The 20,999-nt window shown below is 62.5% G+C and carries 22 protein-coding genes and 2 pseudogenes; 13 read left to right on the top strand and 11 right to left on the bottom strand.

What is annotated here, in order from left to right:
- Positions 1–309: 309 nt before the first annotated feature.
- The 6 genes and pseudogenes from ACCD05_RS27800 to ACCD05_RS27775 all read left to right on the top strand — a co-directional run.
- Positions 310–783 (top strand): annotated as a pseudogene (locus ACCD05_RS27800) (MCP four helix bundle domain-containing protein); the annotation flags it as partial.
- A 117-nt stretch (positions 784–900) separates the two neighbouring features.
- Positions 901–2,247 (top strand): annotated as a pseudogene (locus ACCD05_RS27795) (methyl-accepting chemotaxis protein); the annotation flags it as partial.
- Positions 2,248–2,428: 181 nt separating this feature from the next.
- Positions 2,429–4,237: a methyl-accepting chemotaxis protein gene (locus tag ACCD05_RS27790; RefSeq protein ID WP_413396798.1), complete on the top strand. Its 1,809-nt coding sequence runs from the start codon at positions 2,429–2,431 to the stop codon at positions 4,235–4,237.
- 1 nt (position 4,238) lies between these two features.
- Positions 4,239–4,715 (top strand): chemotaxis protein CheW, encoded by a 477-nt coding sequence (locus tag ACCD05_RS27785; RefSeq protein WP_111563342.1) that lies wholly within the window; start codon positions 4,239–4,241, stop codon positions 4,713–4,715.
- A 26-nt stretch (positions 4,716–4,741) separates the two neighbouring features.
- On the top strand, positions 4,742–5,596 hold the full coding sequence (locus ACCD05_RS27780; RefSeq protein ID WP_413396796.1) for a CheR family methyltransferase: 855 nt from the start codon (positions 4,742–4,744) through the stop codon (positions 5,594–5,596).
- A gap of 12 nt (positions 5,597–5,608) precedes the next feature.
- Complete coding sequence (locus ACCD05_RS27775; RefSeq protein WP_018899691.1) at positions 5,609–6,703, top strand: protein-glutamate methylesterase/protein-glutamine glutaminase; 1,095 nt, start codon at positions 5,609–5,611, stop codon at positions 6,701–6,703.
- 58 nt (positions 6,704–6,761) lie between these two features.
- Here ACCD05_RS27775 and ACCD05_RS27770 read toward each other — a convergent pair whose 3' ends face one another.
- Both ACCD05_RS27770 and ACCD05_RS27765 read right to left on the bottom strand, forming a co-directional pair.
- Positions 6,762–7,502, bottom strand: a complete 741-nt coding sequence (locus tag ACCD05_RS27770) for a 3-oxoacyl-ACP reductase family protein (protein WP_413396794.1) — start codon at positions 7,500–7,502, stop codon at positions 6,762–6,764.
- Positions 7,503–7,579: 77 nt separating this feature from the next.
- Positions 7,580–8,158: a TetR/AcrR family transcriptional regulator gene (locus ACCD05_RS27765; protein WP_413396792.1), complete on the bottom strand. Its 579-nt coding sequence runs from the start codon at positions 8,156–8,158 to the stop codon at positions 7,580–7,582.
- A gap of 211 nt (positions 8,159–8,369) precedes the next feature.
- On the opposite strand from ACCD05_RS27765, the gene ACCD05_RS27760 reads away from it, so the two are divergent.
- The 3 genes from ACCD05_RS27760 to ACCD05_RS27750 all read left to right on the top strand — a co-directional run bounded on the left by ACCD05_RS27760 (position 8,370) and on the right by ACCD05_RS27750 (position 11,406).
- Positions 8,370–9,170, top strand: a complete 801-nt coding sequence (locus ACCD05_RS27760) for an inositol monophosphatase family protein (RefSeq protein WP_113235219.1) — start codon at positions 8,370–8,372, stop codon at positions 9,168–9,170.
- Positions 9,171–9,270: 100 nt separating this feature from the next.
- Complete coding sequence (locus tag ACCD05_RS27755) at positions 9,271–10,371, top strand: flagellar motor protein MotA (protein WP_413396790.1); 1,101 nt, start codon at positions 9,271–9,273, stop codon at positions 10,369–10,371.
- Positions 10,372–10,374: 3 nt separating this feature from the next.
- Entirely contained in the window at positions 10,375–11,406 is a 1,032-nt protein-coding gene (locus tag ACCD05_RS27750) for a peptidoglycan -binding protein (protein ID WP_112980065.1), read from the top strand.
- A 103-nt stretch (positions 11,407–11,509) separates the two neighbouring features.
- Here ACCD05_RS27750 and ACCD05_RS27745 read toward each other — a convergent pair whose 3' ends face one another.
- From ACCD05_RS27745 to ACCD05_RS27730, 4 genes are all read right to left on the bottom strand, one after another.
- A complete protein-coding gene (locus tag ACCD05_RS27745) occupies positions 11,510–11,701 on the bottom strand; it encodes a YegP family protein (RefSeq protein WP_047509410.1) in 192 nt (63 codons plus the stop codon).
- Positions 11,702–11,797: 96 nt separating this feature from the next.
- Positions 11,798–12,139 (bottom strand): CopG family antitoxin, encoded by a 342-nt coding sequence (locus ACCD05_RS27740; protein ID WP_413396788.1) that lies wholly within the window; start codon positions 12,137–12,139, stop codon positions 11,798–11,800.
- Positions 12,120–12,413 (bottom strand): BrnT family toxin, encoded by a 294-nt coding sequence (locus tag ACCD05_RS27735; protein WP_111563336.1) that lies wholly within the window; start codon positions 12,411–12,413, stop codon positions 12,120–12,122. The genes ACCD05_RS27740 and ACCD05_RS27735 overlap by 20 nt, the downstream gene beginning before the upstream one ends.
- Before the next feature lie 79 nt (positions 12,414–12,492).
- Complete coding sequence (locus ACCD05_RS27730) at positions 12,493–14,283, bottom strand: ABC transporter transmembrane domain-containing protein (RefSeq protein WP_413396804.1); 1,791 nt, start codon at positions 14,281–14,283, stop codon at positions 12,493–12,495.
- Between the two features lie 203 nt (positions 14,284–14,486).
- Here ACCD05_RS27730 and rpmE point away from each other — a divergent pair, with 203 nt between their 5' ends.
- A complete protein-coding gene (gene rpmE, locus ACCD05_RS27725; RefSeq protein WP_037182697.1) occupies positions 14,487–14,708 on the top strand; it encodes a 50S ribosomal protein L31 in 222 nt (73 codons plus the stop codon).
- A gap of 60 nt (positions 14,709–14,768) precedes the next feature.
- On the opposite strand, the gene ACCD05_RS27720 is transcribed toward rpmE, so the two are convergent.
- The 4 genes from ACCD05_RS27720 to ACCD05_RS27705 all read right to left on the bottom strand — a co-directional run bounded on the left by ACCD05_RS27720 (position 14,769) and on the right by ACCD05_RS27705 (position 17,686).
- Complete coding sequence (locus ACCD05_RS27720) at positions 14,769–15,143, bottom strand: YybH family protein (protein ID WP_413396785.1); 375 nt, start codon at positions 15,141–15,143, stop codon at positions 14,769–14,771.
- A 118-nt stretch (positions 15,144–15,261) separates the two neighbouring features.
- The gene (locus tag ACCD05_RS27715) at positions 15,262–15,777 is read right to left on the bottom strand and encodes a DUF1465 family protein (RefSeq protein ID WP_026283232.1); all 516 of its coding nucleotides are present in this window, start codon (positions 15,775–15,777) and stop codon (positions 15,262–15,264) included.
- A 380-nt stretch (positions 15,778–16,157) separates the two neighbouring features.
- Positions 16,158–16,349: a DUF1192 domain-containing protein gene (locus ACCD05_RS27710; RefSeq protein ID WP_209235498.1), complete on the bottom strand. Its 192-nt coding sequence runs from the start codon at positions 16,347–16,349 to the stop codon at positions 16,158–16,160.
- A 59-nt stretch (positions 16,350–16,408) separates the two neighbouring features.
- On the bottom strand, positions 16,409–17,686 hold the full coding sequence (locus ACCD05_RS27705; protein ID WP_413396783.1) for an MFS transporter: 1,278 nt from the start codon (positions 17,684–17,686) through the stop codon (positions 16,409–16,411).
- 175 nt (positions 17,687–17,861) lie between these two features.
- Between ACCD05_RS27705 and ACCD05_RS27700 the strand changes: the two genes are divergently transcribed.
- Both ACCD05_RS27700 and ACCD05_RS27695 read left to right on the top strand, forming a co-directional pair.
- A complete protein-coding gene (locus ACCD05_RS27700) occupies positions 17,862–18,026 on the top strand; it encodes a hypothetical protein (RefSeq protein WP_018899677.1) in 165 nt (54 codons plus the stop codon).
- A gap of 112 nt (positions 18,027–18,138) precedes the next feature.
- Positions 18,139–18,537, top strand: coding sequence for a VOC family protein (locus ACCD05_RS27695; protein ID WP_413396780.1), 399 nt, complete (start codon positions 18,139–18,141; stop codon positions 18,535–18,537).
- A 16-nt stretch (positions 18,538–18,553) separates the two neighbouring features.
- On the opposite strand, the gene ACCD05_RS27690 is transcribed toward ACCD05_RS27695, so the two are convergent.
- A complete protein-coding gene (locus ACCD05_RS27690) occupies positions 18,554–18,997 on the bottom strand; it encodes a MarR family winged helix-turn-helix transcriptional regulator (RefSeq protein ID WP_413396778.1) in 444 nt (147 codons plus the stop codon).
- A 156-nt stretch (positions 18,998–19,153) separates the two neighbouring features.
- On the opposite strand from ACCD05_RS27690, the gene ACCD05_RS27685 reads away from it, so the two are divergent.
- The gene (locus ACCD05_RS27685; protein WP_413396776.1) at positions 19,154–20,956 is read left to right on the top strand and encodes a chloride channel protein; all 1,803 of its coding nucleotides are present in this window, start codon (positions 19,154–19,156) and stop codon (positions 20,954–20,956) included.
- The last annotated feature ends 43 nt before the right edge of the window (positions 20,957–20,999 follow it).

Below are 20,999 nucleotides of genomic sequence, written 5' to 3'. Positions count from 1 at the left end.
CCCCCCCCCCGGGGGGCCCCCCGGTTTTTGCCCCCCACTGGCCTTGGGGGGGCCCCCCCCCCCGCCCCCACTTTCCCCCCCACCGCGGTCCACCCAAAACCTGGGGGGGCCCTAAACCCCCCCAACGACATCAAGACTGCCAACGAATGGATCGTTGGAGGCAGGGCGCGCGACAGCCGCCGGCCATGAGCGAATGAACGCTCCCATCTCATTTCCGAAATCGCGTGGTCCGAAATCGCCTGGATGATCGGACACCCAGGATCGCCATCGCGGTCTCACCCAGCGATTTTTTAAGGCCGGAGTTTTCACATGCGCATTACGCTCAAGCTCAAACTGTCATTTGCTTTTTCACTCTTGATCTTGCTGATCATCGGCGCCGTTGGACTGGGTATCCATGGCCTGCAAACGATGAACACGCTGCGCAATGAGCTCCTGGAAGGTCCGGTAGAGCAGGATCACTATGCCAGCGGCCTGACATCTGCGTTCGATGGTCTCGGCCTTGCGGTGGGTGACCTGCTTGTCGCTGACAAGCCCGAATTCGTATCCAGGGCAAACGCCGCGATCGATGCCGAACGCAAGGCTTTCGAAAAGACGCTCGACGAGGGCGAGCATGACGCGCCGCCGGAATTCAAGGATGAATGGAACCAAATTCGCGAATTCTGGACCGGCTATGTTGCTCTGAACGACCGCATTCGCGGCCTCATCACCTCCGGCCAGAAAGAGATGGGCCTGCAGTTGAACGAGACCGACGGTGTCGCCGCGCGCCAGAAGCTCGATGGCATGACCGCCGCGCTGACGGCGCTGACCAAGCAAGCTGTTGCTGACGCCGATGCGGTGGGCGACAAGACTTACGACACGACCTTCATGATGCTCTTGATTGTCGCGGGCGCCGCGCTCGTCATCGCGATCGGCGCGACGATCTGGATCGCAACGACGATCAGCACCGGCCTGCGCAAGGTGAAGACGGTGGCCGACGCGGTGGCGATCGGCGATCTCGACCAGAACATTGAGATCAAGAGCAATGACGAAATCAAGGATCTCGTCGACACGATCAATGTCATGACCGCCAATCTGCGCCAGACGGCTGGGATTGCCGATAAGGTGGCGCAAGGCGATCTCTCCATCGATCCGCGTCCGCTGTCCGACAAGGATGTTCTCGGCATCGCCATGAAGGACATGGTCGCCAACCTGCGCGCCACGTCTGTTATCGCCGACCGCATCGCCAATGGCGACCTGACCGTTTCGCCGAAGCCGCTGTCGGACAAGGACACGCTCGGCATCGCGCTGGAGCAGATGGTCGAGCGCCTGCGCGGCGTCGTCGCCGATGCGCTTTCGGCTTCCGAGAACGTCTCTGCCGGCAGCCAGGAGCTCTCCGCCAGCTCCGAGCAGGTGTCGCAGGGCGCCAGCGAACAGGCAGCATCGGCCGAGGAAGCGTCGGCTTCGATGGAAGAGATGGCGGCCAACATCAAGCAGAACGCCGACAACGCCGCGCAGACCGAGAAGATCGCCCGCCAGTCGGCCAAGGATGCCGAGGAGAGTGGTGCGGCGGTTACCCGCGCCGTGATCGCCATGCGCACGATCGCCGACAAGATCGTTATCGTGCAGGAAATCGCCCGACAGACCGACCTCCTGGCGCTCAACGCCGCCGTCGAGGCCGCGCGTGCCGGCGAGCATGGCAAGGGTTTCGCGGTCGTCGCATCCGAAGTGCGCAAGCTTGCGGAGCGCAGCCAGTCCGCCGCAGCCGAGATCAGCGCCATGTCGGGCGATACGGTGAAGGTTGCCAGCGAAGCGGGTGACATGCTTGGTCGCCTGGTGCCCGATATCCGCAAGACGGCCGAGCTTGTTTCCGAGATCAGCGCTGCCTGCCGCGAACAGGATATCGGCGCCTCGCAGATCAATGAGGCGATCCAGCAGCTCGACAAGGTGACCCAGCAGAACGCCGGTGCGTCCGAGCAGATGTCGGCGACCTCCGAAGAGCTTGCGGCGCAGGCCGAGGAGCTGCAGGCCTCGATCGCCTTCTTCAAGGTTGACATGTCGGGCATGCGGGCAGGTGTCCGGACCGTTGCGGCCAAGCCCGCCGCGACACGGCCCGCTCAGGCAGGCGCCACCCGCCCGACGGCGGCCGGCAACAAGAATTTCAGTGCCCGCTCGGTTTCGGCCCAGCAGGCACGCGCCAAGGGGTTTGCTCTCGACATGTCGATGGGTGGCCCTGACGCCGGCGACGACGATTTTCTCGAAAGCGCTTGATCTAAGTTTCGTCGCACCGGGCCTTTGGCGCGGTGCGATACCCGAAGTGTGAATACGTCGGTTGAAATATCCGGATCCCGGAGATCGCAGAAGGGTGGATGTACAGTCTTCCTGCGCCTGTCATACCACCATTTCCCCAATGGCGGCGTCTTTAATACTGCGATTTCAAGGACATGAAGAAATGCGGTTCACCATAAAATTGAAACTGGCCATTGCCTTTGGCCTGATGATCGTCCTGCTGTTGGCGACTGCCGGCTACGGCATCTACAGCCTCTCCAACCTCAATACCGCGATCAGCGATGTGATCGCCGGACCTGCCAAGCGTCTCGAGCAGGCACAGAACCTCGGAAACTTCCAGCTGCGCATCGTTCGCGCGCAGATGAACATGGCCACCGCCACGAAGCCTGAGGACGTCGCCAAGTACATCGACGCCAGCAACAGCAACCGCAAGCAGTTTTCCGAGACGCGCCAGTGGCTGTACGACAACAGCACGACCGAAGCGGGCAAAAAAGGCTGGCAGGATGTCGCAGACCAGGAAAGCAAGCTCTACACGCTTGATGATCGCATTCATCAGCTTGCCCAGGATGGCAACGGCGCTGAGGCCGTTCGTCTGGCGACGGGCGAGGGCCGGGCGATTGTCGATGGTATCGAAGAATTGATTCAAGCCCGTATCGATGTAAACCGCGCCGCCATGCAGCAGGCCGATGAAGATACCAGCGCACAGTATGCTACCACGCGCAATTTCATCTTTGCCGTTGCGGCCGTTGCGCTGCTCATGGCCATCGCCGCCGCTCTCTGGATCGCGCTCGGCATCAGCGCCGGTCTCAACAAGGCGAAGGCCGCCGTCAGTGCTGTTGCCATCGGCGATCTCGATCAGGACGTTCTCGTCAAGACAAACGACGAGATCAAGGATCTGGTCGACACGCTGAACATCATGACCGCAAACCTGCGCAACACCGCCAACATCGCCACGCAGATTTCGAACGGCGACCTGACCGTCGCGCCGAAGCCGCTGTCGGAAAAGGATACGCTTGGTCTCGCGCTGGAGCAGATGGTCGAGCGCCTGCGCGGCGTCGTCGCGGATGCGATCGCGGCCGCTGAAAACGTCTCGGCTGGCAGCCAGGAATTGTCGGCAAGCTCGGAGCAGGTGTCGCAGGGCGCCACCGAACAGGCAGCGTCCGCCGAAGAAGCCTCTGCTTCGATGGAAGAGATGGCCGCCAACATCAAGCAGAACGCCGATAACGCCGCCCAGACCGAGAAGATCGCTCGCCAGTCCGCCAAGGACGCCGAAGCCAGCGGCGATGCGGTTACCCGCGCCGTCGAGGCCATGCGCACGATCGCCGAGAAGATCGGTATCGTCCAGGAAATCGCTCGCCAGACCGACCTGCTTGCGCTGAACGCGGCCGTCGAGGCAGCGCGTGCCGGCGAGCATGGCAAGGGCTTTGCGGTCGTGGCTTCGGAAGTGCGCAAACTTGCGGAACGCAGCCAGTCGGCAGCAGCCGAAATCAGCGCCATGTCGGGCGATACCGTGAAGGCCGCCAGCGAAGCCGGCGACATGCTTGGCCGCCTGGTTCCCGACATCCGCAAGACCGCGGAACTGGTCTCCGAGATCAGCGCCGCCTGCCGCGAGCAGGACATCGGTGCCTCGCAGATCAACGAAGCGATCCAGCAGCTCGACAAGGTGACGCAGCAGAATGCCGGCGCGTCGGAAGAGATGTCGGCAACCTCGGAAGAACTTGCGAGCCAGGCAGAAGAACTGCAGACCTCGATCGCCTTCTTCAAGGTCGACATGGCCGGCAGCCGCGACAGCCGCAAGCCTGCAGCCCGCATCACCGTGCGCAGCCCCGCGCCCGCTGCCGCCCGCAAGCCTGCATCCAAGCCCGCGGCCAACTCGGTCTCGGCGCAGCAGGCCCGCGCAAAGGGCTTCGCACTCGACATGGCCATGGGCGGACCCGATGACGGCGACGCCGATTTCAAGGAAAGCGCATAATATGGCAACCACCTCCCAGGAAGCGCAGTTCGTCACCTTCAGCCTCGGCGAGGAAATCTTCGCCGTGCCTGTGGAGGTGGTTCGTGAGATCCTCGACTATGCCGAGGCCTTCAAGATCCCGAATGGTCCCGACTATCTCCTTGGCCTGCGCGACGTGCGCGGCCAGGGCGTCCCGACCATCGATCTTCGCCTGAAGCTCGGCATGTCGAAGACGGTGCCCACGTCGCATACGCGGGTGCTCGTCCTCGATATCCCGATGGAGAGCCGGCTCCTCACGCTCGGCCTCGTCGCCGACCGGGTTTTCGAGGTCACGCCGTTTCGGCGCGACCAGATCGAGGCGGCGCCTGACATCGGCGTGCGCTGGCGCTCGGATTACATTTCCGGCGTCGTGCGCCGGGAAACCGGCTTCGTCGTCATCGTCGATCTCGCGCGGCTTCTGTCGCGCGAGGATGCCTCCGCCCTGCAATCGGCCGCCTGAGCGGACACGCTGGAGTATTTTGACTTATGAGCATGGCTGCCGTTGAGGCCCAGATGGTGGGCGACAGGATCAGCAAGCGGAATTTCGAGAAGCTTGCACAGTTCATCTATGACTATAGCGGCATCAAGATGCCGCCGACGAAGCTGACGATGCTTGAGGGCCGGCTTCGCCGCCGGCTGCGGGCAACGCAGCACGCGACCTTCGACGATTATTGCGACTTCCTGTTTCACGATGACGGGCTGGAGCAGGAGACGGTCTATCTGATCGACGCGGTGACGACCAACAAGACCGACTTCTTCCGCGAGGCGCGCCACTTCGAATATATGCAGCAGGTGGCGCTTCCCGCACTCGTCTCGAGCGGCGTTCGCACCATCCGCACCTGGAGCTCGGCCTGCTCGACGGGGGCCGAGCCCTATACGATGGCCATGGTGCTGGAAGAGTTCGTCGCCGACCGGCGCGACCTCAACTACAGCATCCTCGCGACCGATCTCAGCACCGACGTGCTGGCGACGGCGCGGCGCGGCATCTATTCCGAGGATCTGGTGCATCCGGTGCCGCGCGAGCTGCAGCGGAAATATGTGATGGTGGCCAAGCAGAAGGATCGCCGTGAGGTCCGGATCTCGGCTGATCTGCGCAGCCGCGTCGGCTTCGCCCGCATGAACCTGATGGACGAGAACTATCCCGTCGGCGAGGGGATGCACATGATCTTCTGCCGCAACGTGCTGATCTACTTCGACAAGCCGACGCAATCGGGTGTTCTGAAGCGCTTGTGCGCGCGGCTCCTGCCGGGTGGCTACATGTTCATCGGCCACTCCGAATCCATCACCGGTATCGACCTGCCCCTGAAGCAGGTTTCCAACACCGTGTTCCAGCGCATCTAGGTCAAAGAGCATATGGGCAAGAAGATCCGCGTTCTCGTCATCGACGATTCCGCAAGCGTTCGCCAGACGCTCGTTCGCGTGCTGCAGGAAGATCCCGATATCGAGATCATGGGGGTCGCGACCGATCCCTTCATGGCGGCAAAGAAGATCCAGGAAGAGATTCCCGATGTCATCACGCTCGATGTCGAGATGCCGCGCATGGATGGCATCACCTTCCTGCGCAAGCTGATGTCGCAGCGACCGATCCCCGTCGTCATGTGCTCGTCGCTGACGGAGGCGGGGTCGGAAACGCTGATGCAGGCGCTGGAGGCCGGCGCCGTCGATGTGATCCTGAAGTCGAAGATCGGCGCTGCCGACAGTCTGGCCGACGATGCCGTCCGCATCCGCGAGGCGGTGAAAAGCGCCTCGCATGCGCGCCTCGGCAATGTCAGGCGTAACGTCAACAGCCTGCGGCCGGGCGCGCCGATGCCGGCGCAGAAGCTGACAGCGGATGCGATGCTGCCGCCGCCATCAGGGAAAGCCATGGCGAAGACGACCGAGATGGTGGTCTGCGTCGGCGCGTCGACTGGCGGCACCGAGGCGCTGCGCGAGTTTCTGGAGGCGCTGCCGGCCAATGCGCCCGGCATCGTCATCGTCCAGCACATGCCGGAGAAATTCACCGCGGCCTTCGCCAAGCGGCTGAACAGCCTGTGCGAGGTCGAGGTCAAGGAAGCTGTCGATGGTGATCCCGTGTTGCGCGGCCATGTGCTGATTGCGCCCGGCGATAGTCATATGCTGCTCGAGCGGCGCGGCGCGCGCTATCACGTTGCGGTCAAGAGCGGCCCGCTGGTCTCGCGCCACCGGCCGTCGGTCGACGTGTTGTTCCGCTCGGCGGCGCGTTCGGCAGGCTCCAACGCCATGGGCATCATCATGACCGGGATGGGCGACGACGGCGCCAAGGGGATGCTCGAGATGCATCAGGCCGGCGCCTATACCGTGGCGCAGGACGAGGCGACCTCCGTTGTCTTTGGCATGCCGAAGGAGGCGATCGCCAAGGGCGGGGTGGACCGCATCTTGCCGCTGGAGCAGATCGCCCGCGAGGTTTTGATCACGCAGCAGAAATTCTAAGGCGCTGCAATAAACAGATGAGAGCCGGCGGCGTGCGAGCACCGCCGGCTTTTTGCGCTTAGGCGAGGTAGCCGCCGTCGATGGTGAGCGCGGAGCCGGTGACGAAGGATGCTTCGGGGCTGGCGAGATAGGCCGCAAGGCTGGCGATTTCGCTGTCCTCGCCCATGCGGCCCAGTGCCATCAGCGGCGACAGGTGCTCCTCCGTGCCCGGCGCGCCGTTCATGTCGGTTGCCGTCGGGCCCGGCTGGATGGTGTTGACGGTAATCCCTCGTGGGCCGAGATCGCGCGCTAGGCCGCGGGTCATGGAGGCGATGGCGCCCTTGGTCATGCTGTAGACCGAGGATGTTGGAAAACCGCTGCGGTCGGCAACGACGCTGCCGATATTGATGATGCGACCGCCTGCCTGCATGTGCCTTGCCGCCGCCTGGGTGCCGACGAAGACGGCGCGGACGTTGACGGCGAACATGCGGTCGAAATCTTCCAGCGCGAATTCGTCGAGTGGGGCGAGCATCAGGATGCCGGCATTGTTGACGAGAATGTCGAGCGCGCCGAAGTGGCTGATCGTCGTGGCGACGGCATTGCGCACGGCTTCTGGATCGGCACTGTCGGCCTTGATCGCCAGCGCCTTGCCGTCCTTGGCTTCAATCTCGGCGGTGAGCGCCTTCGCCCGGTCATCGCTGCTGGCATAGGTGAAGGCCACGGCGGCGCCGTCTTGCGCCAGCCTGCGGACGATCGCCGCGCCGATGCCGCGCGAGCCGCCGGTGATGAGGGCGACCTTGCTGGTGAGAGAGTGAGACATTTCAGGTTTCCTTTCTGATTTCTGGATCGTTCAGTCTAGAATTGGGCGCGAAAAGGCGGTGTGGCCTTGCGGTGCGCTTAGCGGAGGCTGCGGATGGCGATGTGGGCGATACCGCGAAGGGTTTCGGGGGAGGCGCCGTTGCGGGCGCTGACTTTCATGCCTGACAGGGTTGCGCCGAGGAAGTGGACGGCCTCGTCGGGGTCGATGTCGGATGCGATGCCGCCACTCTTGCGGCCGTCTTCGACGATCGTCTTCAGCGCCGTGGACAGGGTGCGCGACGCGGTATCGGTCAGCGTGGCGATCTCAAGGTCGGTGCGGCCGAATTCGCAGACGGCGCTGACGCCGAGGCAGCCGCGGCTGGCTTCCGACGACGGCCGCGAGGCAAAGGCGACGAGCGCGCCTTCGAGCGCTTCGACCGGCGATGCCTGGCGCTTCAGGTCGTCGATCAATCTCGCGGTACTGTCGGCGTTGTAGCGCTGCAGTGCCTCGAGGTAGAGGCCGCGCTTGTCGCCGAAGGTATCGTACATGCTCTGGCGGCTGATCTTCATTGCCGTCAGCAACTGATCCGTCGACGTGCCCTCATAGCCGTGCTCTGAGAACACGTTGATGGCGGCGCCAAGCGCCAGGTCGCGATCGAATTCCTTGTGTCTTGCCATGGGGGAGATATAAGAATTACAGACTGATCTGTCCAGAATTAATTTGCGAGCTTTCTGCGATTCAATGCAGGCATGCGGCGCCGCTCTTGAAATTTCCCCGATTTTGTGGTCTTGAAGCCGCCAATCTTATAAAGCGCAGCCTCTACCGGCGATCAGGGACCATCCCCGCCCTGACAACGCGCACCTATTTAGCCCAAGGAAAACCGCCCACATGGCCCGTTCAGCTCTTCTCAATGTCATGGTTCAGGCTGCCCTCAAGGCAGGAAAATCGCTGGGGCGTGATTTCGGCGAAGTGCAGAACCTGCAGGTCTCGGTCAAGGGACCGGGCGATTTCGTCTCGTCCGCCGACCGCAAGGCCGAGAAGATCGTGCGCGAAGAGCTTCTGAAGGCGCGTCCGACCTATGGCTTCCTCGGCGAAGAGGGCGAAGAGATCAAGGGCACCGACGGCGCGCATCGTTGGATCGTCGATCCGCTCGACGGCACCACCAACTTTCTGCACGGCATTCCGATGTTCGCGGTGTCGATCGCGCTTGAGCGCAACAATGAGATCGTCGCCGGCGTCATCTTCAACCCGGCGACCGACGAGCTCTACACCACCGAGCGTGGTGGCGGCGCATTCCTCAACGATCGTCGCCTGCGCGTCGGCGCGCGCCGCGTGCTGTCGGATTCGGTCGTCGCCTGCGGCGTTCCGCATCTTGGCCGTGGCAATCACGGCAAATTCCTCGTCGAACTCCGACACGTCATGGGCGAAGTCGCCGGTGTGCGTCGCATGGGTTCGGCCTCGCTCGATCTTGCTTACGTCGCGGCCGGCCGTTTTGACGGCTTCTGGGAAACCGGCCTTTCGGCCTGGGATATCGCGGCCGGTATCCTGCTCATCCGCGAAGCCGGCGGCTATGTCAGCGATTGGGATGGCGGCAACTCGATTCTCGAGACCGGCAGCGTCGTGGCCGGCAACGAATACATCCAGAAGGCGCTGATGGAAGTTGCCAAGCGCCCGGTGCCCAGCCGGTAAGTCTTTGTTATAAAGACAGGCTTTTTCGTTCCGCATACTTCAATTCGGCACAATGATGATCTAGTCTCCGGTTGTGATGAGGCCGGAGGCTGCGGAATCTATGGAAAATGTGAATGTGGCGGAGTTCGGCTCGACCGAAAAAACCACGGGAAATTACAGCTATAAGCTATCCAGCCCGATGCCCTTTCTGTGGACGATGGTGCTGTTCCTCGTCATCGTCGGGTTCATAGCATCCATCCTGTTCCGCCAGGCGCAGACGGCCTTCATGCACAATCCCGGGCTGAACGGCCTCATTCTCGGCGTTCTCGGCATCGGCATCATCCTTGTCTTCAGCCATGTGCTGTCGCTTCGGCCAGAGGTGCGCTGGTTCAATTCGTTCCGCGCCGCCGGCAGCGCCGACAAGGTGAACCGCAACCCGAAGCTGCTCGCACCGATGCGCACGCTGATCGGCAGCCGCACCTCCTCGGCTGCCGGCATCTCGACCACGGCCTTCCGCTCCATTCTCGATTCGATCGCCAACCGCCTGGATGAATCCCGCGACGTCTCGCGCTATCTGATCGGCCTCCTCGTCTTTCTCGGCTTGCTCGGCACCTTCTGGGGGCTTATCGGCACGATCGGCTCGATCAGCAACGTCATCCAGTCGCTCGACGCCGGAACCAATGGCTCCTCGGATGTGCTTTCGGCGCTGAAAGAGGGGCTGTCGCAGCCGCTTTCGGGCATGGGACAGGCTTTCTCGTCGTCGCTGCTCGGTCTTTCCGGCTCGCTGATCCTCGGCTTCCTCGACCTGCAGGCCGGCCGTGCGCAGAACCGTTTCTATACGGAGCTTGAAAACTGGCTGTCGTCGGTGACCGATGTCGGCTCCGACCTTGCCGCTCCCGTGATCGACACCAAGGGCGGCGTTTCGCCGGAAGAGATCCGCGCGCTGTCGGAATACATGCAGAAGGTCTCGGAAGAGGGCGGCGGCAGCCAGCGCTCGGTCGCGGCCATGGCCAATCTCGCCGAGGGGATCCAGGGGCTGGTCAAGAACATGCGCAACGAGCAGCAGATGTTGCGCGACTGGATCGAGGCGCAGCAGGACGAGGCGAAGGCCATGCGCCGCACGCTCGACCGGCTGGCCGAACGGATCGGCGCACAGGAAAAGCATGCGGCGAGCGATCGGCCGCAGCGGATGCCGCAGACCGAAAAGAGCGAGGGCAAGTAAGCCATGGCTCTTGCCCGCAACCGTCGCCGCGAACGCACGGTCGACTACTGGCCCGGCTTCGTCGATGCGCTGTCGACGCTTCTGATCGCGGTGATGTTCCTGCTCACGGTGTTCGTCGTCGGGCAGTTCATTCTCAGCCGCGAGATTTCCGGCCGCGACGAGGTGATGAACCGGCTGAACAGCCAGATCAACGAGCTGACCCAGCTGCTCGCGCTCGAAAAGGGCAGCAAGCAGGATCTCGAGGACAGCGTCGCCAATCTGCAGGCCTCGCTTGCGACCGCCGAGGGCGAGCGCTCGCGGCTGCAGTCGCTGCTCTCGGCCGGCTCTGGCGGCCAGGACGCGGCGCAGCAGCGGATCGGTTCGCTCACCAAGGAACTCGACGAGCAGAAACAGATGAGCGACCGGGCGATGAGCCAGGTGGAGTTGCTCAACCAGCAGATCGCTGCGCTGCGCAACCAGATCGCCGCCGTCGAGGTGGCGCTGCAGGCCTCCGAGCAGAAGGACCAGCAGTCGCAGACGAAGATCGCCGATCTCGGCCGCCGCCTCAACGTGGCGCTTGCCGCGCGCGTGCAGGAGCTCAACCGCTATCGCTCGGACTTCTTCGGGCGCCTGCGTGAAATCCTCTCGGATCGTGAGAATATCCGCATCGTCGGTGACCGCTTCGTGTTCCAGTCGGAAGTGCTCTTCCCCTCCGGCGGCGCCGATCTCAATCCCGACGGGCAGACGGAGATGGCGAAGCTCGCAGCAGCACTGCTCGACGTCGCCAAGGAAATTCCGCCGGAAATCAACTGGGTGCTGCGCGTCGACGGCCATACCGACAACGTCCCGCTCGCCGGCACCGGCCGCTTCACCGACAACTGGCAGCTGTCTTCGGCGCGCGCGATCTCGGTGGTCAAGTTCCTGATCGCGCAGGGCGTGCCGGCGGACAGGCTGGTTGCGGCCGGCTTCGGCGAGTATCAGCCGATCGCGCCTGGCGATACGCCCGAGGCGCGGGCGACCAACCGACGGATCGAGCTGAAGCTGACGGAGAAGTGACGGGGTAGCGTGCTTGCGCAAGTAACGGCGCAGCATACCGCACTATCCATGGCCAGCATTGCAAAAGAAAAAGGCGGCGCCCTGAGGTGCCGCCTTTGATGTATCAAGCGTCAGCCGCCTTGGTGGTGTCGTCGACGACGGCTCCGGGAGCGTTTTTCTTGATGGATTCGATCGCGCTCAGCGCCGACGCCTTGGCCTTGTAGCCCTCGGAGCCGAACATCGCTTCGCCGTTCGATGCCTTGAAACGGAAACGGAATTCGCCTGCCTTGTCCTTATAAACTTCGAACTTATACATCGATTGTCTCCCGGAATCAGGATGTTGTTTAAATCTGCAAGCGCAGCCTAAAACAAAAAATCCAATTATTCCATCGGGACGTTTGGGTGGGTGCGCTCAGGCGGCGGCGTCCGAGGCGTCTTTGGTCGCAGCTGCGGATATGCCGGCCTTGAACGCATCGATTGCCTTTAGCGCCGCGTCTCTCGAGTTCAGGGGCGCGGACGAGAACAAGATTTCGCCGCTCGATTGCTTAACGTCAAAATGAAAGCGGCTTTGTGCGTCCTTCGTGACTACGAAGACGTAATCGCCCGCCGCCACGTGTTCTGGCGAGATCTTCTCAAACAACATGTCACGACCGCTGGAGAGATCGAATTCGCTCAGGTCGGTATCGGCGACGAAATCCTCGGCCTGCTGGTCGGAGGAGAAGCGCGGAAGCGGCTTAAGACTTTTGCTGTTCATAGTGCCTCACTTCCTTTGCGTGCATGTAGCGCGCGCTGATGGGACGCAGCAAAGTTACACCGTTTTTGACGCGCAGGCAAAAGACGATGAAGACGTAACGGTCTTGCTCATCCTTGCCGATCGCGCGCATCCTCGTCTCCAATCCCGGGTCGAAGGGATCGTCGAAGATGCTCACCGGGCGCTCGAACACGGATTCGATCGTCCGAATGGACAGACCATGCCTGCCGCATTTCGGCCAGTTGCCATCATCCCAATCGAAACCGTTGAACCGCATCGCCCGCGCCCTGGATACGGTTCAACGCTATTGCAGCACCTTTGCGATTGCAATCCTCAGTGGAAACATCACTCCGCCGTCACTTCACCGCCGCAAGCAGCTCCTCGGCGCCCGCATCGAACTGCAGCCGGGCCAGCTTGGCGTAGATGCCGCCGTGGCGCACCAGGCTCTGGTGGGTGCCTTCCTCGACGACGCGGCCCTGGTCGAGGACCAGGATGCGGTCAGCCTTCAGCACGGTTGCGAGGCGGTGGGCGATGATGAGCGTCGTGCGACCTTCCATCAGGCCGTCCAATGCCCGCTGCACCAGCGTTTCGCTTTCGGCATCGAGCGCCGAGGTGGCTTCATCGAGGAGCAGGATCGGCGCGTTCTTGAGGATGGCGCGGGCGATGGCGATGCGCTGGCGCTGGCCGCCCGACAGCATGATGCCGCGTTCGCCGACCGTGGTGTCGTAGCCCTGCTCCAATCTTGCGATGAACTCGTCGGCCTGGGCGGCGATGGCGGCGGCGCGGACTTCCTCGCGCGTGGCGCTCGGGCGGCCGAAGGCGATGTTGTCATGGATGGAGGCGGCGAAGATCGTCACGTCCTGGGGGACGATAGCGATGCGCTTGCGGAGGCCATCGGTATCGGTCTGGCGGGCATCGACGCCATCGATCATGACGGCGCCCTGCTGCGGATCGTAGAAGCGCAGCAGCAGCGAGAAGATGGTGGTCTTGCCGGCGCCTGAGGGGCCGACGATGGCGACGGTCTCGCCCGGCTTGACCGCGAAGCTCAGGCCATGCAGCGCGGATGTGTCGGGGCGCGAGGGGTAGGCGAAGTGGACGTCTGTGAACTCGACGCGGCCGAGGCTCGGATCGGGCAGGGCGATGGGGGAGGCCGGCGTTACGATCGGAGAGACTTCGTCGAGCAGTTCGGTCAGGCGATCGGCGGCGCCGGCTGCCTGCGAGAGTTCGCCCCAGACTTCCGACAGCGCCCCGAGCGAGCCGGCGGCGATGACGGAATAGAGCAGGAACTGGCCGAGCGTGCCGGCAGACAGCGTTCCCTCAAGCACATTGTGCGCGCCGACCCAAAGGACGGCGACGACGCTGCCGAAGATCAGCGTGATGGCGATGCCCGTCAGCAGCGAGCGCGAGCGGATGGCGGCGCGGGCGGCGGCGAAGGCGGCTTCGACGGCTGCGCCATAGCGGTTTGCCGCGGCGGTCTCGCCACCGAAGGCCTGGACGGTGCGGGTGGCGGCGATGGTTTCGTTGGCGAAGGCGGAGGCTTCGGCCAGCGTGTCCTGTGCCGCGCGCGAACGCTTGCGCACCGAGCGGCCGAAGGCGACCAGCGGGAAGACGATGAGGGGTATGGCCAACAGCACGAGGCTTGCGAGCTTCGGCGAGGTGACGACCATCATGACGATGGCGCCGAGACACAGGATCATGTTGCGGAGCGCGACCGAGGCGGTGGCGCCAACGGCGGACTTGATCTGCGTGGTATCGGCCGTCAGCCGCGAGACGATCTCGCCGGACTGGTTGACGTCGAAGAAGGAGGCGGACAGCCGCGTCACATGCGCGAAGACGTCGCGGCGGAGGTCGGAGACGATGCGCTCGCCGAGCGTGATGACGAAGAAGTAGCGCAGCGCGCTGGATATGGCGAGAACGACCGCCATGACCATGAGCATGATGAAGTAGCTGTTGATGAAGCGGCCGTCGGAGTGGCTGAAGCCGTGGTCGATCATGCGGCGCACGGCAAGCGGAAGCGCCAGCGAGGTGACGGCGGCGAGCGCCAGCGAGAAGAGGGCGCCGGTGACGAGGCCGCGATAACGCATGACATAAGGCGTCAGTCTGCCGAGAGGTTTCAGCGAGCGGGACTTTTTCTTCTCGGTCTGCATTGCGTCTGTCAATTCAATCTCCAGCAGCCTTCAACACCGTGCAACACGGTCGATGGCTCTTGTTATCCTAATGGCCTTCATGTATAGGCACCGCATCCTAATGGGAAGCCGTAGCCAGTAGCGACTGCGGCTTCATTTATTCAATCGGTCCTCTTGTCGCAACGTGGTGCGTCAAATGGACGTGACATCGCAGGAAGATTGTTATGAAGGCTGAAATCCATCCCGACTACCACACCATCAAGGTAGTCATGACCGACGGCACCGAATACGAAACCCGCTCGACCTGGGGTTCGGAAGGCGCTGTAATGAACCTCGAAATCGATTCCAAGTCGCACCCGGCCTGGACGGGCGGCAACCAGCAGCTCATGGACCGCGGTGGCCGCGTTTCCAAGTTCAACAAGCGTTTCGGCGGCCTCGGCCTCTAATCGCAGCTGTTGCACTGATTTCGAAGGAGCCCTGCGAAAGCGGGGCTTTTTTGCGTTTGGCTACCGACTATCTGGAAAGCGGCTGAGATGTTCATGGGTGATTTTCCATGTGCCGGCCTCCTTGCAGAGAACCGTGGTGCCGCGCCCCTTTCCTCTTGCTGGTCTGCTGTCCCATAGGCCCGTCCAGTGAAATGTGTAAATGCATGCGGCGGTCCCGTCGCCTGTTCCCAGCCATTGCAGATCTTCGAGCCAATACGTCTCGTCTGCTATTTTGGCCCAGGTCTCTTCAAAAGCGATGCGGATTGCCTCCAGTCCGCGATGGCTGCCATCGGAGAACCAGATCACAGCGTTGTCTGAGAAGAGAGGGGCGAGTTCCTCAAATCGGTGGCTGTTGATCTTCTGCTCGTAGAGAGCAAGAACATACTCTGGCGTCATTGCAGTCCGCCTATGTTGTGAAGTTGCTTCCGATACTATTGTTGGCCGTCAGGCCCAGACAACAAAAAACCGGCCGCGCAGGGAACGCAGCCGGTTTATGCAGTCTACTTTGAATGGATCAGTTGTTGCCGAATGCCGTCTGCAGCAGGCTGAGCTGAGCCTGGACGCTGTTCTGGTTGTCGGGAACGATCGCTGCCTCGTTCGGGCGATAGATTTCGCGGTCGAGCAGGGCGACGCGGTTCTGCAGGCGCAGCGAGCGTTCGATCAGATCGCGGAAGGCTTCCGGCAGGTCGCCCCAGCCCGGAGCGTTGCGGTCGACGTTGAAGCCGTCGAGACGAACCTTGTTCTTTTCGGCCAGAACCTGATCGCGCGACATTTCGCCATTGTTGACGGCGCGCTGCAGGAGGAGCCAGGAGGCCATCTGCATCAGGCGGGTGGTGAGGCGCATCGATTCCGCTGCGTAGAGAACCGATGCCATGCGCGGCAGAACCTTGGATGCGGTGCGGCCATTGCCATCCAGATAGGCGGCGGTCTCTTCGACCAGCGACATGCCCTCGGAGTACAATGTCTTAAACTGCGACGATGCGGCAGCGCGTCCTGCAAAACTGATCGTGTTCAATCCAAGCTCTGACATTTAAAGGGTCCCTGTTGCACGCATCTACTTATTGATCAGGTAACGCAGGCCGGTCCCAAAAGGTTTCACCGGTCGGCCTTAATGACTTTAAAGATGGTAGTTTTAGCCTAATAGCGCAAGGCGTTTCTTAATAAAGGGTTAACTTCCACAGTTTCGTGGTTTTCGTCCCCAGCCAATGCGAAAAAGGAGAGCCGCAAAAGCGGCTCTCAAGGTAAAACAGGGAGAAAAATCAGACCAATTCACCGCATGGGAAACTGTCTGAGATCCAGAGCAAGTCCGGATGAGCACATCAATACATTAGAAAGCTTAACGCCTCATTAAGTGTGTGCCGAATTAACACTTGCGCGGCGGCTATAAATCAAATCCGGCCTTTTGCCGGGTCACGATTTGAAGAGGTTTTCTGCGGCCAATCTTCCCGATGCCTTGCGAGCGGCTTCCTGCTCGATGCGCGAAATCTCGGCCTTGAGCATGTCGATACGCGCGTTCAGCTCGTCCACCGACATCATCGAGAGGTCCATGCCGATCTCGTGATTCGGCTTCTTCTGCGGCCGGTCGTCATCCATGATGCTCATGTTCAGTCCTCCGTCCTCGTGTCGGCGGGCAAGCGCCCGGCCGTCTCCGCATTCCAAGTCTATCGGGTTGCCGGCTCCAGCGGCGGCTCGGGCGTCTTGTTCTGCCCGCGATCGGCCAGCGACATGCCCTCCGGGGTCATCGTCTGCGACGTGGCCGTCGGGATGGTGGTGAAGGCGTCGCGGTCGCTTGCCGGGATGGCGGCGCGCGCGCGGCTGCGGATGATCGCGTAAGCCGTGATCAGCACATGGGCGAGCGCGGTCACCAGGAACAGCGCGTGCGGGCTTGCCATCGACATGACCGGGCCGCCGATCGTCGGGCCGATGATGGTGCCGATACCGTAAAGCAGCAGCAGGCCGCCGGAGACCTTCACGAAGTCCTCCGAGGAGGCATAGTCGTTGGCGTGGGCGACGGCGATCGGATAGAGCGTGTTGGCAACCGCGCCATAGAGCACCACCAGCGTGATGATGAAGGCGGGCGAGGAGGGGTGGAGGACGACAAGCATCAGGCCGGCAAGGGCCGCGATCGCCGACATGGCGGCCAGCACGTAGCGGCGGTCGATGCGGTCGGACAGTCGGCCGGCCGGGAGCTGCATGACGGCGCCGGCAAAGATGGTAGAGCTCATCATGATGGCGATCGAGGTATCCGAGAGACCGGCGCCGGCGCCGAAGACGGCGCCCAGCGTGCCGTAGGCGCCATTGGCGATGCCGACCAGGAGAATGCCTAGGCAGGAGACCGGCGAATTGCGATAGAGCGCCTTGAGATCAAGCTTCACGGCCTTCAGCGGCTGCGGCGAGGCGGCGGTCGACAGCAGCGTCGGCAGCATGGCGATGCAATAGAAGATGCCGCAGATCATGAAGAGAATGGGCGTGCGCACATCCTCGAGCGGGATCATCATCTGGCCGGCGACGACGCCGATCAGGGTGATGGCGATATAGAGCGAGAAGATCGCGCCGCGGCTCTCGTTTGTCGCGCGCTCGTTCAACCAGCTCTCGATGATCATCGAGGTGCCGGCCGTGGCAAAGCCGGTGACGGCGCGCAAGAGCACCCACCAGACCGGATGAACGGCGATGCCGCTGACCAGCGCGATGATGGCGATGATCGAGATGAAGCCGGAGAAGGCGCGCACATGTCCGACGCGGCTGACCATCTTCGGCGCAACCAGGCAACCGATGACGAAGCCTGCTGCCCAGGATGTGCCGAGCAGGCCGAGCGTGGTGGTCGCATAACCTTCGAGATTGCCGCGGACGGGGAGGAGGATGCCCTGCAGGCCATTGCCCATGAACAGAAAGAGCGTGCCGAACAGAAGTGCGGCGACGGATAGAAGATTTCGTTTCATTGGCCCCCCATGCAACTCAGCTTACATGCACAAAGACATATGGCAGCACACGATGCTGCCCAGTCTTTGAAATGTTGATTGTCTCCCCGAATGCCTTTACGGCATGTTTAGAGGCAGTCGTCGCGCGAAATAATGTCCGTCCTGTGACATCAAGAACATATGGAAAAATAAAGACATGACGAAGCTGATCGCGCTTCTCCTGATGCTTGCGATGGTGGTGCACCTGATCAAGCCGCTGGGTCTTCCGGGCCTCAGAAAGCGCGCGGATTTCTGGAAGATCGCGCTGTTTGCCTTCGCGATCTGGGCGGTTGCGCTGCTTGGGCGGGATCTGTTTGTTTAAGCGCAATTGGTTGTAGAGACGCCGGTCGCGGGAAGAGGCTCGCCCCCGATGGCGTCCGGCCGCCGTTTCGGGTACTTTACGGCTGCTTGGACGCTTCTTGGGGGGAGAGGACATGCTTGCCCTGCATCACGTGTCGATCATCACTGATGACCTGGATAAATCTCTTCCGTTTTACCGCGATGTCTTTGGCCTTTCCGAAATCCCTCGGCCGGACTTTCCAGTGGGCGGGGCGTGGCTCGCCTGCGGCAGTCTGCAGGTCCATCTCGTCGTGCATCCCGAGGGCACGTTCCGGCAACGGCCGACCATCGATCGCAACGACTGGCACTTCGCGTTTCGGACCGATGACTTCGAGGGCGTTCTCGAACGCCTCGCCTCGCTCGGCTTCAGCGGGGATTTGCCCGAAGGCGATCCCAAGCACATGCTGGTTTTCCGCACGGGCCTTGCCGGGTTCCCGCAGCTTTATCTTCGTGACCCTGATCGCAATATTGTCGAGATCAATGGAGCGCCTTGAAGGGCTGTCCGCGGCCTCACGTCGACCACGGATCATCAGGCAGCGGGGTTTCCTCCTGGATGCTTTGGAGGATGCCGATCAGGCGCGGTGCCATTTCGCGGATTTCCTTGAGGTGGATGGTCGTCAGCTGTTTGAGGACGGCTTCGGCCTGGTCGGTCAGGAGGAGCGTCTGGCGGCGGCGGTCGTTGGGGTCGGGGCGGCGGCTGACGTAGCCGGCAGATTCGAGACGGCCCACCAGTTCGGTCGCGGTATGCGGCGCGATGATCAACCGCTCGGCGAGCAGGCCGACGGTCATCGGATCGGGGGCGCGGTGCCCCTTGATGGCGAGCAGCGCCTGATGCTGCTGCGCGGGCAGGCCGGCTTCAAGCGCGGCTGAGGCGCTGAAATCCATGAAACGGCGCAGTGTGTGGCGAAGGTTCGCGAGCGCTTCGTAATCCTCCTCCGACAGATCGTCCCGCATCGCCACATCCTTCCGTTAACGCCCATGAAAGCCTGGGCGATCTCTAGCCGTTATCGACGCCATCCGCAAAGCCCGCGGCGTGAGAGGTGGGTCTCTTGATTTATATCGTAATACGATATATTTGAGCGCGCAGATAAACACCAGACAGGATCGACCATGCCCCCAAAATCTCTTCCCCCCGATACGTCCCCCAACACCGCTTCCCTGCTGCCGCGCCGCGCGGCGGGCGATTTCACCACTGACAGGCGCGTTCTGGCGCTGATCGCGATGGCCGTCGTCGTCGGCACCGGCGGCGCGTTTGCGGCGTGGGTGCTAGTCAGCTTGATCTCGCTCGTCTCGAATGTCGTCTGGTTCGGAAAGGTCAGCCTCGTTGCCGAGAGCCTGGCGCATGCGCGTCCGTCGCTATGGATGCTTGTCGTGCCTGTCATCGGCGGACTGATCATCGGGTTGATGGCGCGCTTCGGCTCGGAGAAGATCAGGGGACACGGCATTCCCGAAGCCATCGAGGCGATCCTGATCGGCGGAAGCCGGATGTCGCCGAAGGTGGCGGTGCTCAAGCCCCTGTCGTCTGCGATCTCGATCGGCACCGGTGGCCCGTTCGGCGCCGAAGGACCAATCATCATGACCGGTGGCGCGATCGGCTCGCTGTTCGCGCAATGCTTCGAGATGAGCTCGGCGGAGCGAAAGTCGCTACTGGTGGCGGGGGCTGCCGCCGGGATGACCGCGATCTTCGGCACGCCGATTGCGGCACTTCTCTTGGCGGTCGAGCTGCTGCTGTTCGAATGGAAGCCGAGAAGCTTTATTCCGGTTGCCGTGGCTGCCTGCGTGTCGGCGTGCTGGAGGCCGTTTCTGTTCGGCGCCGGTCCGCTGTTTCCCGCGCATTTCGATATGAGCCTCCCTTGGTGGGGGATCGCGCTCTGCGCCGGGCTCGGCATTCTCACCGGCTTCGCTTCCGGTCTTCTGACCGTGCTCCTCTACAAGGTCGAGGACCTGTTCGAGGCCCTGCCTGTTCACTGGATGTGGTGCCCGGCGATCGGTGGCCTGTTCATCGGGATCGGCGGGCTGATCGAGCCGCGCGCGCTCGGCGTCGGCTACGATATCATCGAGGATCTGCTGCATAGCAACGTGCTTCCGGCCGCCGTCCTCACCATTCTAGCGGTGAAGGTGGCGATCTGGCTGATCGCGCTCTCCTCCGGCACATCGGGTGGCGTGCTGGCGCCGCTGCTCATCTTCGGTGGGGCGATCGGCTGGCTGGCCGGGCTGTTTCTGCCAGGCGACCAGGGCTTCTGGGCGCTGATTGGTATGGCCGCGATGATGGGCGGCACGATGCGCGCGCCACTGACCGGGACGTTTTTCGCGGTGGAACTGACGGGAGACCTGTCGGCGCTCCTGCCGCTGCTCGCCGCCACGGTGTCGGCCTATGCGGTGACGGTGCTTGTGCTCCGGCGCTCGATCCTGACGGAAAAGATCGCCCGGCGCGGCCAGCACATCACGCGGGAATACGGCATCGATCCGTTTGAGCTGACGCGTGCTCGCGACATCATGATCGTGGATGTCGACGTGCTTTCATCGCGCGAGACGGTGGGGGAGGTGAAGACCTTCTTCGAGACGGCCGAGAAGACGCATCGCGTCTATCCTGTGGTCGACGAGCAGCGTGTGTTGCTCGGCCTTGTCTCCCGCGCCGATGTGCTGCGGTGGCATCAGGAGGGCGTGGCACCCAATGTCAGTATTGTCGACGCGACATCGAACGCCGAGATCGCCTATGCACTTGCGGATGATACGGTCGGGCATGTCACGGATATCATGCTGAACTCGGGAGAAGGGCGCATCCCCGTCATCGATCCGCAAACGAAGCGGCTGGTCGGGCTGATCGCGCGCAAGGATCTGCTGCATCTGCGGCACTCCTTCAAGACGAGTGAGACCGAGCGCCGGCCTTATCTGTTTTCAAGCGCTGCGTAGGCCGATGCCGAACAAGTCGCCCGCCGCGTATCTCGTGGCGGGC

The organism is Rhizobium sp. Rhizsp42 (assembly GCF_047304155.1).
Taxonomy (GTDB): domain Bacteria; phylum Pseudomonadota; class Alphaproteobacteria; order Rhizobiales; family Rhizobiaceae; genus Rhizobium.
Note: the sequence above shows the minus strand (reverse complement) of the source record. Positions and strands in the feature narration are given on the sequence as shown.

Coding starts and splice junctions, on each gene's coding strand:
- ACCD05_RS27715 (WP_026283232.1), bottom strand. CDS start 15,777: ATGTCAGAGCTTGGATTGAACACGATCAGTTTTGCAGGACGCGCTGCC.
- ACCD05_RS27740 (WP_413396788.1), bottom strand. CDS start 12,139: ATGAACAGCAAAAGTCTTAAGCCGCTTCCGCGCTTCTCCTCCGACCAG.
- ACCD05_RS27710 (WP_209235498.1), bottom strand. CDS start 16,349: ATGAGCATCATGGATGACGACCGGCCGCAGAAGAAGCCGAATCACGAG.
- ACCD05_RS27745 (WP_047509410.1), bottom strand. CDS start 11,701: ATGTATAAGTTCGAAGTTTATAAGGACAAGGCAGGCGAATTCCGTTTC.
- ACCD05_RS27695 (WP_413396780.1), top strand. CDS start 18,139: ATGCTTGCCCTGCATCACGTGTCGATCATCACTGATGACCTGGATAAA.
- ACCD05_RS27770 (WP_413396794.1), bottom strand. CDS start 7,502: ATGTCTCACTCTCTCACCAGCAAGGTCGCCCTCATCACCGGCGGCTCG.
- ACCD05_RS27750 (WP_112980065.1), top strand. CDS start 10,375: ATGGCTCTTGCCCGCAACCGTCGCCGCGAACGCACGGTCGACTACTGG.
- ACCD05_RS27755 (WP_413396790.1), top strand. CDS start 9,271: ATGGAAAATGTGAATGTGGCGGAGTTCGGCTCGACCGAAAAAACCACG.
- ACCD05_RS27760 (WP_113235219.1), top strand. CDS start 8,370: ATGGCCCGTTCAGCTCTTCTCAATGTCATGGTTCAGGCTGCCCTCAAG.
- ACCD05_RS27780 (WP_413396796.1), top strand. CDS start 4,742: ATGAGCATGGCTGCCGTTGAGGCCCAGATGGTGGGCGACAGGATCAGC.
- ACCD05_RS27730 (WP_413396804.1), bottom strand. CDS start 14,283: ATGCAGACCGAGAAGAAAAAGTCCCGCTCGCTGAAACCTCTCGGCAGA.
- ACCD05_RS27735 (WP_111563336.1), bottom strand. CDS start 12,413: ATGCGGTTCAACGGTTTCGATTGGGATGATGGCAACTGGCCGAAATGC.
- ACCD05_RS27690 (WP_413396778.1), bottom strand. CDS start 18,997: ATGCGGGACGATCTGTCGGAGGAGGATTACGAAGCGCTCGCGAACCTT.
- ACCD05_RS27785 (WP_111563342.1), top strand. CDS start 4,239: ATGGCAACCACCTCCCAGGAAGCGCAGTTCGTCACCTTCAGCCTCGGC.
- rpmE (WP_037182697.1), top strand. CDS start 14,487: ATGAAGGCTGAAATCCATCCCGACTACCACACCATCAAGGTAGTCATG.
- ACCD05_RS27705 (WP_413396783.1), bottom strand. CDS start 17,686: ATGAAACGAAATCTTCTATCCGTCGCCGCACTTCTGTTCGGCACGCTC.
- ACCD05_RS27720 (WP_413396785.1), bottom strand. CDS start 15,143: ATGACGCCAGAGTATGTTCTTGCTCTCTACGAGCAGAAGATCAACAGC.
- ACCD05_RS27685 (WP_413396776.1), top strand. CDS start 19,154: ATGCCCCCAAAATCTCTTCCCCCCGATACGTCCCCCAACACCGCTTCC.
- ACCD05_RS27765 (WP_413396792.1), bottom strand. CDS start 8,158: ATGGCAAGACACAAGGAATTCGATCGCGACCTGGCGCTTGGCGCCGCC.
- ACCD05_RS27775 (WP_018899691.1), top strand. CDS start 5,609: ATGGGCAAGAAGATCCGCGTTCTCGTCATCGACGATTCCGCAAGCGTT.
- ACCD05_RS27700 (WP_018899677.1), top strand. CDS start 17,862: ATGACGAAGCTGATCGCGCTTCTCCTGATGCTTGCGATGGTGGTGCAC.
- ACCD05_RS27790 (WP_413396798.1), top strand. CDS start 2,429: ATGCGGTTCACCATAAAATTGAAACTGGCCATTGCCTTTGGCCTGATG.